General features: G+C 39.7%; 16 protein-coding genes. 3 read left to right on the forward strand and 13 right to left on the reverse strand.

Annotation, left to right across the window (positions count from 1 at the left end; genetic code table 11):
• The 9 genes from ACESM0_RS08750 to uvrC form a co-directional block, all read right to left on the reverse strand.
• Window positions 1-140, reverse strand: a 140-nt coding sequence (locus ACESM0_RS08750; protein WP_372905652.1) for a hypothetical protein, incomplete at its 3' end; no start/stop codon positions are given.
• 411 nt (window positions 141-551) lie between these two features.
• Window positions 552-1580 (reverse strand): tetratricopeptide repeat protein, encoded by a 1029-nt coding sequence (locus ACESM0_RS08755; RefSeq protein ID WP_372905622.1) that lies wholly within the window; start codon window positions 1578-1580, stop codon window positions 552-554.
• A gap of 113 nt (window positions 1581-1693) precedes the next feature.
• Window positions 1694-2404 carry a TIGR00730 family Rossman fold protein gene (locus ACESM0_RS08760; RefSeq protein WP_372905624.1) on the reverse strand — a complete coding sequence of 237 codons (711 nt, stop codon included), beginning with the start codon at window positions 2402-2404 and terminating at the stop codon, window positions 1694-1696.
• Between the two features lie 6 nt (window positions 2405-2410).
• Window positions 2411-2950 (reverse strand): DUF5683 domain-containing protein, encoded by a 540-nt coding sequence (locus ACESM0_RS08765; RefSeq protein ID WP_372905626.1) that lies wholly within the window; start codon window positions 2948-2950, stop codon window positions 2411-2413.
• 82 nt (window positions 2951-3032) lie between these two features.
• The gene (locus ACESM0_RS08770; protein ID WP_372905628.1) at window positions 3033-3968 is read right to left on the reverse strand and encodes a ParB/RepB/Spo0J family partition protein; all 936 of its coding nucleotides are present in this window, start codon (window positions 3966-3968) and stop codon (window positions 3033-3035) included.
• Window positions 3969-3976: 8 nt separating this feature from the next.
• Complete coding sequence (locus tag ACESM0_RS08775; protein ID WP_372905630.1) at window positions 3977-4774, reverse strand: ParA family protein; 798 nt, start codon at window positions 4772-4774, stop codon at window positions 3977-3979.
• 162 nt (window positions 4775-4936) lie between these two features.
• Window positions 4937-5518, reverse strand: coding sequence for a hypothetical protein (locus tag ACESM0_RS08780; RefSeq protein WP_372905632.1), 582 nt, complete (start codon window positions 5516-5518; stop codon window positions 4937-4939).
• Entirely contained in the window at window positions 5515-6150 is a 636-nt protein-coding gene (locus ACESM0_RS08785) for an RNA polymerase sigma factor (RefSeq protein ID WP_372905634.1), read from the reverse strand. Before ACESM0_RS08785 ends, ACESM0_RS08780 begins: the two co-directional genes overlap by 4 nt.
• Before the next feature lie 217 nt (window positions 6151-6367).
• The gene (gene uvrC, locus ACESM0_RS08790) at window positions 6368-8200 is read right to left on the reverse strand and encodes an excinuclease ABC subunit UvrC (RefSeq protein WP_372905636.1); all 1833 of its coding nucleotides are present in this window, start codon (window positions 8198-8200) and stop codon (window positions 6368-6370) included.
• A gap of 89 nt (window positions 8201-8289) precedes the next feature.
• Between uvrC and ACESM0_RS08795 the strand changes: the two genes are divergently transcribed.
• The gene (locus ACESM0_RS08795) at window positions 8290-8985 is read left to right on the forward strand and encodes an RluA family pseudouridine synthase (protein WP_372905638.1); all 696 of its coding nucleotides are present in this window, start codon (window positions 8290-8292) and stop codon (window positions 8983-8985) included.
• A 145-nt stretch (window positions 8986-9130) separates the two neighbouring features.
• Window positions 9131-10021 carry an anti-sigma factor family protein gene (locus ACESM0_RS08800; protein ID WP_372905640.1) on the forward strand — a complete coding sequence of 297 codons (891 nt, stop codon included), beginning with the start codon at window positions 9131-9133 and terminating at the stop codon, window positions 10019-10021.
• On the opposite strand, the gene ACESM0_RS08805 is transcribed toward ACESM0_RS08800, so the two are convergent.
• The 4 genes from ACESM0_RS08805 to ACESM0_RS08820 all read right to left on the reverse strand — a co-directional run bounded on the left by ACESM0_RS08805 (window position 10018) and on the right by ACESM0_RS08820 (window position 13736).
• Window positions 10018-11319, reverse strand: a complete 1302-nt coding sequence (locus ACESM0_RS08805) for a DNA recombination protein RmuC (protein ID WP_372905642.1) — start codon at window positions 11317-11319, stop codon at window positions 10018-10020. The two genes, ACESM0_RS08800 and ACESM0_RS08805, sit on opposite strands and share 4 nt — an antisense overlap.
• A 118-nt stretch (window positions 11320-11437) precedes the next feature.
• Window positions 11438-12613 (reverse strand): molecular chaperone DnaJ, encoded by a 1176-nt coding sequence (gene dnaJ / locus ACESM0_RS08810; RefSeq protein WP_372905644.1) that lies wholly within the window; start codon window positions 12611-12613, stop codon window positions 11438-11440.
• A 10-nt stretch (window positions 12614-12623) separates the two neighbouring features.
• The gene (locus ACESM0_RS08815) at window positions 12624-13205 is read right to left on the reverse strand and encodes a nucleotide exchange factor GrpE (protein WP_372905646.1); all 582 of its coding nucleotides are present in this window, start codon (window positions 13203-13205) and stop codon (window positions 12624-12626) included.
• Window positions 13206-13352: 147 nt separating this feature from the next.
• Window positions 13353-13736: a VOC family protein gene (locus tag ACESM0_RS08820; protein WP_372905648.1), complete on the reverse strand. Its 384-nt coding sequence runs from the start codon at window positions 13734-13736 to the stop codon at window positions 13353-13355.
• Window positions 13737-13833: 97 nt separating this feature from the next.
• Here ACESM0_RS08820 and rsmI point away from each other — a divergent pair, with 97 nt between their 5' ends.
• Window positions 13834-14526, forward strand: coding sequence for a 16S rRNA (cytidine(1402)-2'-O)-methyltransferase (gene rsmI, locus ACESM0_RS08825; protein WP_372905650.1), 693 nt, complete (start codon window positions 13834-13836; stop codon window positions 14524-14526).
• The last annotated feature ends 66 nt before the right edge of the window (window positions 14527-14592 follow it).

Genomic DNA, 14592 nt, shown 5'->3' on the forward strand with positions numbered 1-14592 from the left:
AGGAACTTTGTCCATAGAACATATGCGGCATCCGCCATACCCATTGGCATTCCGGGATGTCCCGAGTTTGCCTTTTGTACGGCATCCATTGAAAGTGTTCGAAGTGTGTTAACGCAACGCTGAGCAAGTTGATCAGACATGATAAATTAAAGAGATAAATTTGAGTGCTTGTTTTGGATAAAAAGATACCCAAGTTCAGAACAAGGAAAAAAGAAATCTTCCCACTTTACAGTATTCAAATCCGACTGTGTTTCAGCTTGGATGATTGAAGGAAATTCTTAGAAAATCTGGGCTCTTCACATTTAAATAATCACAATACAAAACCACAAATACTGAAATTCTGAACGTAATAATAACTAGTCTCAAAAATCCCTCTTAGGTAATTTATACAAATTGATGCAGACTGTATTTCACAGAACAGCTCCATTGATTACCGCTATTTAGGAAATGGACCTGACGAATCCGCCGTGGAAATCAAATATAAATTAACGATATAAAAAAAGCCCTCGAAGTGAGGGCTTTTTTATGAAATCAATTTTAATATAGAAGTATTATCGTCCGGTAGGAGTATGTCCTTCGCACTTCAATTCAAACTGAAGCTCGTGATTGGCTGGTTCTGTGAAATCACCATAACGTGCATTTTCAAAAGCTTCACATGCATTTTCTTTTTCACCCTGACCTTTGTAAGCTGTGCCAAGTTCAAAATAAATTTTAGCTTTGTCATTCACTCCGCCTGATTCATATTCGAGAGCTCGAGTCGCATGTTGCAGTGCCTGATCCCATTGACCTCTTTTATTATAAATTTCCGCCATTCTGTACTGTGCATTTGCAGATTCCGGATTATAATCTTCTACTTTCTGAAGAAGGTCAACTGCGCGATCAAATTCACGATCTTCTGCAAGATCCACTGCTCTGAATATTAATTCCTCCTCAACGCTCTCAAGTGCATTTTCTAAAGCTCTGTTATCATCTACTCTTTCAGCTACTTCAATCGCTTCATCATAAAGGCCTAACCAGGTATCTACCTCAGACGGGTTTTGATTTTTGGTAACAAGTGCCTTCTGATAGAAAGCTAGGGCATAATTGGCATTCATATCTATTGCAGTATCAAGGTCTGCAAGTGCATCCTCATAGTTTTCAGCCCGGAAATGAAGTACTGACCGGATATAATGAAGTTGAGGAAGCGCTGCTTCTGCCTGTTGACGAACTTCTGCGTTGCCAAACTCTTCAGCTATCTCTTTTGCTTCCAGGAAAGCTGAAAGGGCATTATTTACGGACTCTAAAGTACGTTCACTTTGATATCCACGATATGCATTGGACGCCCTGCTTGAAGCAACTCTGGGGATTCGTTCTACAATTAGCTCAGTTATATCGTTTAAATCATTAGCTTGGGAAATCTCAAGTGCTTCTCTGTAAAGATCAATTGAGTTGGTAAAATCGCCGGACCCGGCTAGTTCCTGAGCCTGATTATAAAGCTCGATAGCCTCATTTCTGGCATCCTGAGCATTCGTTTGTTCAACTGCAAATAGTGTAATTGAAAAAGCTGCAGCTAAAATGAGTATTGATTTCAATGATTTCATGGTATCTATTATTTTATGATTCTATCCGATTAAACGGGCTTAACTTAATGAAATTTTGTAAAGAAAATCACTAATCCTCACTATTTCAAACCCAAAGCAAGGAAAAAAGTTTCTTAGTAGTCAAAATTAGGTTCCGGTTTCTCTTTTTTGTAGAAATCACACACAAATTTAACAGCATCCTCGTGGTCATCTGTTAAGTAAAATAACTCGGTGTCATCCGGATTGATATACCCTCCTTCAACTAAGGTAATCTTAATCCAATCAATTAAACCACCCCAATATTCAGAGCCGACCAAAACAATTGGTATCTGCTTAATCTTTTTAGTCTGAATAAGTGTAAGTGTTTCAAAGAGTTCATCTAATGTGCCAAAACCACCTGGAAAAACGATGAATGCCTGTGCATACTTCACAAACATTACTTTTCTTACAAAGAAATATTTAAAATTAATTTCATATTTAGAATGAACATAGTCATTCACTCCCTGTTCAAAAGGCAGTTCAATGCCTAAGCCAACAGATTTTCCATCCCTATTGTGTGCCCCTCGGTTTCCTGCCTCCATAATTCCCGGACCTCCACCTGTAATAATGCCAAACCCACTTTCGGTAATTAATTCAGCGGTTTCAATAGCCATCTCATAATATTTACTTCCCGGCTTTAATCGAGCCGAACCAAAAACTGAAATACATGGACCTACACGGAAAAGTTTATCATAACCATCAACAAACTCCCCCATAATTTTAAAAATACTCCATAAATCCTTGTTACTGTCTCCCTCAAACTCTTCAGTCTGGCGTTTAAATTTGAAAAAATTGGAAGCTTCCATATTATGCTAATTTCGATTTTGCAGGTTTATTTTTAAAGAGATACCGGGACTTCTGTTCTCAATCATTGTCGGATGAAGTACTGCGTTCGCTGAAAGATCATCCGAAACATCAAAACTCCGCATGTGAGCGAAAACATAAGCATCTATGACATTCAAGCCATACGCTAGCCCCATTACTACAAACATAAAATCTCGCTGATTTCGCAAACTATTCCTGTTTGATTGTAGCTGATTTGCATTCACTCCCTGCAAATATTCTGGTGTAGGTCCAAACCTCATGTCGTCGTTATCCGGGAAGCTGTTGTAATAAGCCGCTTTATAATCTTTATAATCATTGTTGAGTGTAATTGTATAATAACCAATTCCGGCAAAGAGACCATAAATGATAGGAACCTTCCAGGTCTGTTTGTTTTCAATCTGTCCCCAGCCGGGAATCATCAGTGATTTCAGCATCACGGCTTTTGGTTTTGGGTACTCTTGCTGATTTAACGAATCATTTGATGAACTTGAATAGTAATCCTGACTGCTGATTCTATTTTCTAACAAAAAATAGTTCTGGTTTAGCAGGTCAGAATTGGATTGAGCTACCATTATCTGACTACAAAAAAGAAGTAAAAATGATATTAGACTAACCAACTTCATCAAATAGTTGCATCAATCTTTCCAAATCATCATCTGAGTAGTATTCGATTCGAATCTCGCCACCTTTCCCCTTTTGTTTAATATTTACTTTAGTACTTAAGCTATTACGAAGACGCTTTGAAAAATCATCCAAAAAAGGATTTAATGGCTTTGTTTCTTTCTTCTTTGATTTTTGTTCACTTTTTTTATCCAGCGAACGCACCAAATCTTCAGTTTGTCGTACAGAGAGCGAATTTTTTACGATTTTACTCAACGCTTTTTTTTGATCGCTTTCACTCTTTAAATTAATTAATGCCCTTGCATGTCCGGTTGAGATAGACTCGTCCCGAAGTGCTGCCTGAATAAAATCTGGAAGCTGTAACAAACGAAGCATATTTGTAACTGTTGAACGATTTTTACCAACCCGGTCAGCCACCTCACTCTGGGTGTAACTGCATTCGTCGATAAGTCGCTTGTAACCCATCGATATTTCAAGAGGATTTAATTCCTCACGTTGAATATTTTCAATCAGCGCAAATGCAATGAGCTGTTCATCGTCAGCTTCCCGAATATAGGCGGGGATTTCGGCTATACCGGCTTGTTTTGTTGCCCTGAGACGTCTTTCCCCACTGATTAGCTCAAACCGCTTCTCACCTAAATATCTAACAGTTATAGGTTGAATCAGACCGTGCTTTTTAATGGATGATGATAACTCATCAAGTGCTTCTTCATTAAAATCTTTTCTGGGCTGATGAGGATTCGGACGAATATGATCCACAGGTATATTTAAAACCACGTTTACACGTTCGGCCGGTTCAATAGGAACTGCAGTTTTTGTTTTTGGAGCTTTTTTCGAATCACTCTCTTTTGATCCTTCTTTCCCTTCTTCATCGTACTCAGGAAAAAATGCCCCCAATCCTCTACCTAATACTTTTTTCGACATATAAACCTCTATTTGGATAGAACCGGACTATTTTTGAATAATTTTTTATTCCGCTGGATAATCTCTCTGGCCAAGGCAAGATAATTCTTTGATCCAACACTGGTTGCATCATACAATATTGCAGGTTTACCAAAACTAGGCGCTTCAGCCAACCTTACGTTTCTTGAAATAACAGAGGAGAATACCTTCTCATCAAAATATCGTTTTACTTCATCCGCCACCTGGTTCGATAACCTGGTACGGGTATCGTACATGGTAAGCAGAACACCTTCAATTTCCAGATCTGTGTTCAAATGCTGCCGAACAATCTTGATTGTATTTAACAATTGGCCAAGACCTTCGAGTGCAAAATATTCACACTGAACCGGAATTAATACAGAATCCGAGGCAGTCAAAGCGTTAATAGTCAACAGTCCAAGAGATGGAGGACAATCAATAATTATGAAATCATATTTATCTGATAACCCGTCAATGGCTTTCGATAGAATCCTTTCTCTCTCATTTCTGTCAACCATTTCAATTTCGGCCCCTACAAGATTGATATGAGAGGGGATGAGCTCCAAATACGGAAGTTCTGTTTCCCGAATCGAATCTTTTACACCCACGCCTCCTACCATAACTTCATAGATGGAGTTTGACACTGTTTTTGATTCAATACCCAATCCACTTGTTGAATTGCTTTGCGGATCGATATCAATAATCAGAGTTGGATGTTCAATAGCTGCTAAACTTGCAGCCAGGTTTACCGCTGTCGTCGTTTTTCCGACACCGCCTTTCTGGTTTGCAATAGAGATAATTTTACCCATTCGAAATCATGGTAACTTAGGATGAATTTTGTAGATGAATATAACTCACAAGTGATACCTAACCAAACTAAGTTATGCACATAGAATCGTGGATAACTATCTTACTAAAAATTACAAGCTACTGAATTTAAATAGGTTACCGTAATTATTAATCTATAGAAATTATTGAGGGCTTCCGGTAAGATGTAGATTTCTTTGGTAAGAACTGTTTTGTGATGGACTGGTGACGGGAGTCAGTCGTCGGTAACTATTCTCCAATAGCGAATCCGACCGTTCAGACTCTACTCCTGTGTAGTGTATAACATCATTCTCATCAACCCAGGGTGTAGTTTCCCCATCTATTGTTGTTCCTTCCGAATTGTTAGTAGCTGTTGCTTGAATCGAACCTACCGAGCCAACAGATGCATTTCCGGCGTTATTTGCTTTTTCATCAGGTTCGATCAATAATGCACCCGCCATAAATCCAATCGATAGCAGAGCAGCCGTGGCAAAATAGAAAGGTTTTGAGCGAACAATTTTTGATGATCTGTTTTTTTCTGAAGCTTGTTCACATACCGATTGAAGTATACTGTCCGGTGCTGATATTTCAGGAAGCTCATCAATTCTGTTACTGATATTCCGTAAAGACTCAACTTCGATCAGTAAGTTTTCATTTTTTCTGAGTAGTCGTTCAAATTCAACTTTCTCAGAAGGATCCATTTCCTTAAATAGATAAGCTATACTGTCAGTTTTTTTGGTACTCATATATTATTTGATTCCTTCTCATGTTCCTCATCAAACATTTTACGAAGATTAATCAAAGCATATCTCATTCGGCCAAGAGCAGTATTTATCGAAACATCTGTCAATTCAGCAATTTCTTTAAATGGCATTTCATAATAGTGTCGCAACATCACTACCGTTCGCTGTTCTTCGGGCAGATTTCCAATATGCTTTAGTAACCGTGATGTAGACTCATTTAATTCAAGCTGGTCATGCTGACCCGGAGTGTCTTCATCAGGCAATCTTTCATAAAAATCTGTTTTTGACTCATTGTCATACGAACTGCTAACGTCGACAAACCGTTTTTGTTTTCTGATATGATCAATTGTTGCATTATGCGCAATCCTCATAACCCAAGCAATCCATTTGCCCTGCTCGTTATACGTATCATCCATTTTCGTAATTACCTTCGTAAAGGTTTCCTGGAAGATATCATTTGCCGTTTCTCTATTTTGAATCATACTATATATGTATGAGTAGATTTTGGCCTGATGACGATTCATTAGCTCTTGAAAAGCTAATTGATCATCTTTTTTCCGAAACAAATGAACTAATTCACGATCTTTCATTTGCTCGTAACGGCGTGGAATATGGTCTGAATTATTGAGTCTCATAACAGTGCTAATTTAAATGTTGCGTCACACTTTCAAAAACAGATTTTTAAATCTATCCATTCAGTTATGTCTGTAAATTCTATTCTTATCTACTGCACAGACGATGCCAATGTTTCAATACTGACGTATTTACAGAAGAATATTCTACGATATTCTTCTTCCTTAACTAAGTATTCTAATAATTTGATGTTAAAACAATCGCATCTTCATGCGAAGACTATGACTCCAGGAAGTACCGGTACACTTTTTCGCCCAGCTTTTCACCGACTTCTTTTTGTAAACTCTCAGCATCCGTGTTTCTGATTTGATCAACTGAGCCAAATGCTTTTAAAAGTTTTTGAGCCGTTTTTTCGCCTACTCCATCAATTTCCGTCAGTCCAGTTTTCACTGTTCTTTTTGAACGTTTCTGCCGATGATAGGTTATGGCAAACCGATGTGCTTCATCGCGTGCCCGCTGCAGTAGCTTCAGTGCTGAAGAAGTTTTCGGAATCATCACAGGATCTGCTTGTTGCGGTAAAAACACTTCTTCCAAACGTTTGGCAAGACCCGCAACATCACTTGCATCTCTAAAATCAATTTCTTCCAATGCATCCAATGCAGCGTTTAACTGGCCTTTTCCGCCGTCAATCAAAATCAAATCCGGTGCATGAAGTTTCTCCTTTTTTACTTTTGAATAGCGGCGTTTAACGATTTCCTTCATCGATGCATAATCATCCGCTCCGGTAACGGTTTTTATTTTAAATCGCTTGTATTCACTTTTTCGTGGTTGTCCATCAACAAAGCATACCATCGATGCCACAGGATCTGTACCTTGTGTGTTTGAGTTATCAAAACACTCTATTCTTCTTGGCAGGTGATCCAGTTTCAAATAATCTTTAAGGTCTTTTATTGCCTGTGGAATTCGATCTCGTTCGGCTTTTTGTTTCTCCAGTTTTCTCTCTCCCAGATTGAGCCGCGCATTGGTAATAGCCATCTCTATCAGATGTTTTTTTTCACCTATTTGTGGCACGTGAATGGGAACCTTTTTTCCTCTCTGCTCCCAAAGATACTCCAATAACGGATCCTCGTCCTCCATTGAGTCGCTCAGATAAACTTCATCCGGAATAGCTCCAACCATCTGTCCCGTGTAATAATCCTCCACAAAAGACTGCATCATCACACTTCGTGGCCAGTCTTCAATGTTTTTCAAAAATCGATTAAACTTCCCTATCAGCTTACCCTCACGTATTTTAAACAGAACTCCGCATGCCTCTCCAAGTTCTTCATCTACATCAATAGCAAATACATCCCTGTGCACCTCTTTATTCGCAACAATCTTCATTTTTTGATTGTACTTCTCAAGAGACTTCATGCTATCACGCAGTCGAGCTGCTTTTTCAAATTCCAGAGACTGAGATGCGATCTCCATCTCATCTTTGACGTCACGAATCAGGTCGCCTGTTTTACCGGATAAAAGACGTTCAACTTTCTCTATTGTTTCCCGGTAGACTTCATCATCCCAGTCACCCGAGCAGTTTTGTAAGTAATCATCAAAACAGGAATGCCATTTTGGAGCTCCACGCGACTTGTCTACCATTTTTGGCGAAACGGCGCAGGTACACAATCCAAACGCTTTTCGAATCGTATCCAGCATTCGGCGCATATGTCCAACATGATCGTATGGGCCGAAATATTTACTCCCGTCCCTCACCACTGTTCTAGTAGGATATACTCTCGGTTTTCGTCCTTTTGTAATGCAAATGTAGGGATACGATTTATCATCCCTGTACATAATATTATACCTTGGCTGATGCTTTTTAATCAGATTATTCTCAAGTATTAAAGCTTCAGCCTCAGAATCGGTAACAATCACCTCAACATCCTCAATTTTGGAAACCATCAATTTGATTCTTCCATCATGATTTTTGGAGTCCTGAAAGTACGATCTTACTCGATTGCGAAGTTTTTTTGCCTTCCCAACGTAAAGATAGTTTCCTCCCCTATCTTTGAACTGATAGACTCCCGGACTAAATGGAAGGTGAGCGATTTTTTCTTCTACGGATATTGACATGTCTGTGATGAATTAAACATCAAAAATACAAAAACGATGAGCTGTTTGGAAAAGTTTAAATTGGTCTCTGAAAACGCGATCATTGACTTATGAAAACAACACGGACCAATCCCGAGATTGAAATCATTTTTGAAGACAACCACTTGCTTGTAGTAAACAAACCTGAAGGCTTGCTATCTCAAGAGGATCATACAGGTGATCCGGATATTTTAACACTATGTAGGAAGTACATTAAAAAGGAGTATAAAAAACCCGGAAATGTATTTTTAGGACTTTTACACAGATTAGACAGGCCCGTAAGCGGAGTAATGATGCTTGCAAAAACCTCAAAGGCTGCATCCAGAATTAGTGAGCAAATTCGCCGGCGGACGATTAAGAAAAAGTATCTTGCCGTTGTGACTGGTAACCCACCCCCAAACGGGTATCTAACTCATTACTTGCTCAAAGATGAAAAAACAAATACCGTCCGGGTAGTTGAGCCCAACATAAAACATGCACAAGATGCCAAACTAATGTTTCAGCGAGTAGAAACAGTGGGGGATTTACACCTTCTAAAAGTAAGTCTTATCACGGGTCGGCCACATCAAATTCGTGTGCAACTTTCTGAAGAAGGGTATCCTATTTTGGGAGATCAAAAGTACGGCGAATCAAATCGTTCTACACCGGCTTTACATGCCTTTTCTTTAGAACTCGAACACCCTACTCTCAAAAAAGAGATAATTTTTTCTGCAAAGCCTCCTCAAATTAATCCCTGGAGTAAATTTAGTATTAAAACTTATTCTTAAAGATCTGTCTGCGATGATATTAAGAAATAGAATTCTGATTCATGATAATTGAAATACTGTTGAATGATTGACCAAATTTCAATGTTTTTTAGAACGAACTGTCTTTTTTTTATAACTGTCGCCTCTCGAATATGGAAGTATTGATATGAACAGATTAACAAAACACCAGGCAAGAATACTTTTACCGGCCGTAGTTGATGACGAGGCGTCGGAAAAAGAGAAAAAAGCCTTCTTTGAATACTTAAAACACGATCCTGAGCTTGAAAGTGAATATTACTCCACACTTAAAGTTAAACAACTATTAGCAGAAAATTTATCCAGGAAATCTGCCCCGGAACACCTTAGAAAAAAAATTCTTCACCGATTAGACGTTGAAAAACAGAATAAAAGTTTAAAAACAGGTAAATCATCTGATAAGAAATTTGATGAATCATCAACTCTGAAAAGTGAATGGAATGGAGTACTTAAGTCAGGTTTAAGATATGCTGCTGCTGCAGCAGTAATTTTGATGATCACACTAATGACTGTACAATTGCTTGAAAGATCTACTGAGAGTTTTAATGAAGAAATATTCGTTATAGAAAATATTTCAGCACAGCATTTCCAAAATGCAACCAATGCAACAATAGAACCTCAAATAGAAGCTATTTCATTTCAAGAGGCTGAAAGTTATCTAAAAGAACATTATGGATTGAGTATGACAATCCCGCATCTTAAAGGAACTGAATTTGCCGGTTTGGTAATGGCAGATTTTCACAATGGAATGCAGGCACCGCTCTTAAAATATATCCAGAGCGATATCGGCGAAAACATTTATATTTTTGCGTTCAACCTGGATCAATTGGAAAATTTTGACCATATGAAAAGAGAAGAAAATGCTGTTAAAAGTTGTACTACCCAAACAGACTATTTTGTAAATAATATAGACGGAACTCATGTTGTATCATGGCTTTGGGATGATAATTGGTATTCTGCAGTTTCCAACCATAATGGGCACGATTTAGCAGCCTTGGTTGAACCACTCAACACCAATTAATCCTCTTCTTCGTCTTTCGCCATATTAGATAACTCCCCATTGAAGTCCTGAGGAAGTTTTTTTGAAGCTTTTGCTCCCAATTCTCTTAGCATTTCTGTCTGACGAACCAAATTTCCACGCCCTTCGCTCAATTTACCCATTGCATTTTCATAGCTGGCTTGAGTTTGATCAATTCTATTCCCGATATCCTGCATATCTTCCACAAACCCGACAAACTTATCATAGAGCAGGCCTCCGCGCTCAGCAATTTCCATAGCGTGGCGATTTTGATACTCCTGCTTCCACACATTCTCAATGGTAGCCAGTGTAGCCAGAAGTGTTGTGGGGCTTACGATAATAATGTTCTTGTCAAAAGCTTCATTGTAGAGACCCGGAGCGTGCTGCATTGCCAATCCAAAAGCAGGTTCAATAGGAATAAACATCAACACAAAGTCGGGACTCTGAAAACCGTGAATTTGTTCGTAGTTTTTGTTACTCAATCCTTTCACGTGAGCACGAAGTGAACTAATGTGCTGTTTGAGAGCTTTTTGCTGTTGGTCAGAGTCATCCGTAGAGGTATATGCTTCATATGCGGTTAACGTTACTTTGGAGTCCACTACTAATTTCTTTTCATCAGGGAGCTGGACAACAACATCAGGTTGCAGCCGCCGGCCATCACTGGTAGTCGTGCTTTCCTGAACTTCGTATTCCCGGCCTTTCACCAGACCGGACTTTTCTAGGATTCTTTGAAGTATTACCTCACCCCAATTTCCCTGCTGTTTATTATCTCCCTTAAGTGCTTTCGTGAGATTCTTTGCCTCCTCACTCATTTTTTGATTCAACTCCTGTAACATAGTCAGGTGCTGACCCAAAGCGCTTCTCCCCTTAATATCCTCTTTATGGGTCTCCTCTACTCTTTTTTGAAATTCAGAAATCTTCTCACCCAACGGTTTAAGCAGTGAATCGAGGTTTTCACGATTCTGCTGGGTGAATTTTTTCGATTTCTCTTCCAGGATTTCGTTGGCCAGATTTTTAAACTCATTTTTAAATCTCTCCTCCATCTTTTCAAAATCAGCTTTCTGTTCCTGAAATCTCTCTTTCAAATTCAGGAAATTAGCTTCCATTGTGGCGAGCTCATTTTTTGCTTGATTTGCTCTATCCGTCTCCGCAACCAGTATTTTTTCAGCCTCTTCTTTTGCAGCTGTCAAAATTTCGTTCCTCTCTTCCAGTCTCGATTGCCTTGGCCGAGCCATAAACCAAGCGATTGTAAAACCGATGATTCCGAATATCAGCGCAATAATTATTTCAGTAAGTCCCATAAAAATAGATTTTTTGATGATTTAACTGAAGATAAAAGAAAAGGGTGACAGATTCTGTCACCCCTTCCGGAAAACTTCGTAAGATTTGCAAGTTCAGACTGCGAAATTCCCGCCCTTGTCAGCTGAAAACATCTTTAATTTTTGAAAAGAACCCTTTTTCGCGCTCTTCAGCATCAGCGGGATCGAAATGCTTTTCACCGCGCAGTGCTTCTACATGCTTGCGCTCTTCAGGAGTCAGATCTTTCGGAACATACATGTTTACTTTTATGAACTGATCTCCAGTACCACTGTTGTTCAATCCATTGATACCTCTGCCACGCATCCGCAGCAACTTACCCGGCTGAGTTCCTGCCTCCACTTTTACTTTGGCCTTGCCTTTTAAAGTTGGCACCTGAACTTCCGTTCCAAGAATTGCGTCTGGTATACTGATATGCAGATCGTAGTAGATATCATTCCTGTCTCTTTCGAAATGCTCATGTTCTTTCTCTTCAATCAGCACAATAAGATCGCCCGGTTCACCGCCTCTAACTCCGGCATTTCCCTGCCTTCGCAACGTAATATAATTCCCATTTGAAACTCCTGATGGAATATTCACCTTGATATTCTCTTCACTTCGCTTACGTCCTTCACCGCCACAGGATGAACACTTATTTTTGATAATTCGGCCTTCACCACTGCATGCAGGGCACGGCTGAACATTTACAAATTGTCCAAACATGGTGCGCGATACTTGTCTGACCTCTCCGGTTCCGTTACAAGTACCACAAGTTTCAAAGTCAGATTCCGTTTCCGCACCTGTTCCTTTACAGGAGTCACACTTTACCTGTTTTTTAACTTTTAGTGTTTTTTCAACGCCTTCTGCAATCTCTTCAAGAGTCAGATCAACCCTAAGTTTCATGTCGCTGCCCGGACGGCCAGTACCTCGTCGACGGCGGCTCTGCCTGCGTCCGCCTCCGCCAAAAGCTTCCCCGCCGCCAAAGATATCGCCACCAAAAATATCACTGAAGCGACTAAATATATCTTCGAAATCAGCATTGCCAAAATCCGATGCACCGCCAAATCCGCCGCCATTCATTCCGGCATGGCCGAATTGGTCATAGCGCTGTCGTTTTTGCGGGTCTCTGAGAACTTCATACGCCTCAGAAGCTTCCTTAAACTTTCTCTCTGCCTCATCATCACCCTTATTTCTGTCGGGGTGATATTTCATGGCCAGCTTGCGATATGCTTTTTTCAGATCCGCTTCACCTACGCCTTTCTCTACACCTAATATTTCGTAATAATCTCGTTTTGACATGAATTGTGTTTTACTCGCTTACAATTACTTTTGCGTGTCGAAGTGTTTTATCACCGATTCGATATCCGCTTTCAAGGACTTGCAGAACCGTTCCGCTTTCAATTGAATCATCCTTAGCGGGTTGGCGGAGCATGGCGTCGTGAAGATTTACATCAAATGGGACGCCCTCTTCATCAATTCTTTCAACGTTATATCTGTCTAAAACATCTTGAAATTTGTCTGCAACCAATCGCACACCGTCTACAAATGATTTGTCCGCATTTGCTTGCTCCAATGCCTCAAGAGTGCGTCTCAGGTCGTCATTCACCGGAAGAAATGCTTCAATAGCATTTTCACGAGATTTTTGATAAACAGATTCTCGCTCTCGCTGAAGCCGTTTCTTGAAATTCTCCATCTCTGCAGCCTTACGCAGGTGGTTGTCTTTTATACTTTGAATTTCTTCTTCAAGTTCATTGATACGCTTTTGTTGCTCCTCAACTAATTCATCCAGCTCCTCGATGCTGTCAAAATTTTCGTTTGAAGTCACTTCATCGTCGTTACTAGTAGCTGCCTGTTTTTCGGCAGACTCCATTTTTTCTTCTTTACTGCTCATTTAAAAATCGATTCTTAATTTCTTATTTCAGCCTTTTTGGTGCAGGCCTATAGATATTGGTTCACCTTTTACCTCGAGCAAATAGTATGCCACAAAGATTTATACTATCAGTTCGTCACTATTGTCTCAAAAACCTGACGTTTCGCCTTAATTACCTTCGTAAAAGAACTCTATCATATTTCCATCAGGGTCTGAAGCAAATACAAATCTGCCTTTTTTCCGGTTTGCCGGTCCGCTCAAGATTGTCACTTCTTTATCACGCAGATACGTTGCCATTTCGTCAACTTCATCAGGTGAGTTTAGATAAAAACCAATATGGTCTACCCTAAAATCTCTGGAATTGGGATCATAACTGGTTTCAGCTTCTACAATTACAAGAGTATCTTCCTCTCCTATTTTGTAGACGGCCATGCTCTGGCCCATCTTTCTCACCAGTTCAAATCCAAGAATATCACCATAAAACTCTTCAGCACGCTCAATTTCATTTACCCTGATGGTAATATGGTTAATACCGGACGGTTTAAAATCCATAGTTTTTCACTTTCTTTTGTTAGTTTTATTGCATCCGGTAAACTAACGGTTTTTCGGCTATATTTAGAATGGATTTTTGAATTCAACCCATAGTTAATTGGCAACACTTTATTTAGTAGCAACACCTATTGGTAATTTATCTGATTTTTCTCCTCGCGCTGTTGATACCTTACAGTCTGTAGATCAAATAGCTTGCGAGGATACCCGCACATCCGGCGTATTGCTGCAGCACTTTCAAATTGATAAACCTACGTTTTCATTTCATCAGCACAATGAACATCAAAAAGTTAAACACTTAATGAATCTTTTGGGCAGCGGGCTGAATATTGCACTTATCAGCGATGCTGGAATGCCTGTCATATCCGATCCGGGATTTTTGGCAACACGTGAAGCACATCAAAAAGGACATCATGTGATTGCCATACCCGGCCCAGATGCTGTATCTACTGCATTGGCGGTGAGCGGCTTGCCAAGTGATCGTTTTATTTTTGAAGGCTTTCTTCCCCCAAAAAAAGGCCGGCAAACCCGAATACAGGAAATAGCTGATAGCGATATTACATCTGTAGTGTACGTAAGCCCTCATAAACTAGTTCGGTTTTTAGAAAAATTACACGAATATGCCGGGGACGGCCGTTGGGTATGCATCGCCAGAGAATTAACCAAAAAATTTGAAGAAACAGACCGGGCCCAATTAGGTGATTTACTCAACCGATGGAAAGAAAAAAAGTCCATCAAAGGTGAAATAGCCATTGTTATTGCCGGTAAAAGCTATAGTGAAGATGAAGAATAATCGTTTTTGGAATCAGCCATGGACTCTTTCAATAGCTGCTTCAATATTACTCACTCTTTCATTCCC

It is taken from the genome of Rhodohalobacter sp. (assembly GCF_041686455.1).
Lineage (GTDB): Bacteria > Bacteroidota > Rhodothermia > Balneolales > Balneolaceae > Rhodohalobacter.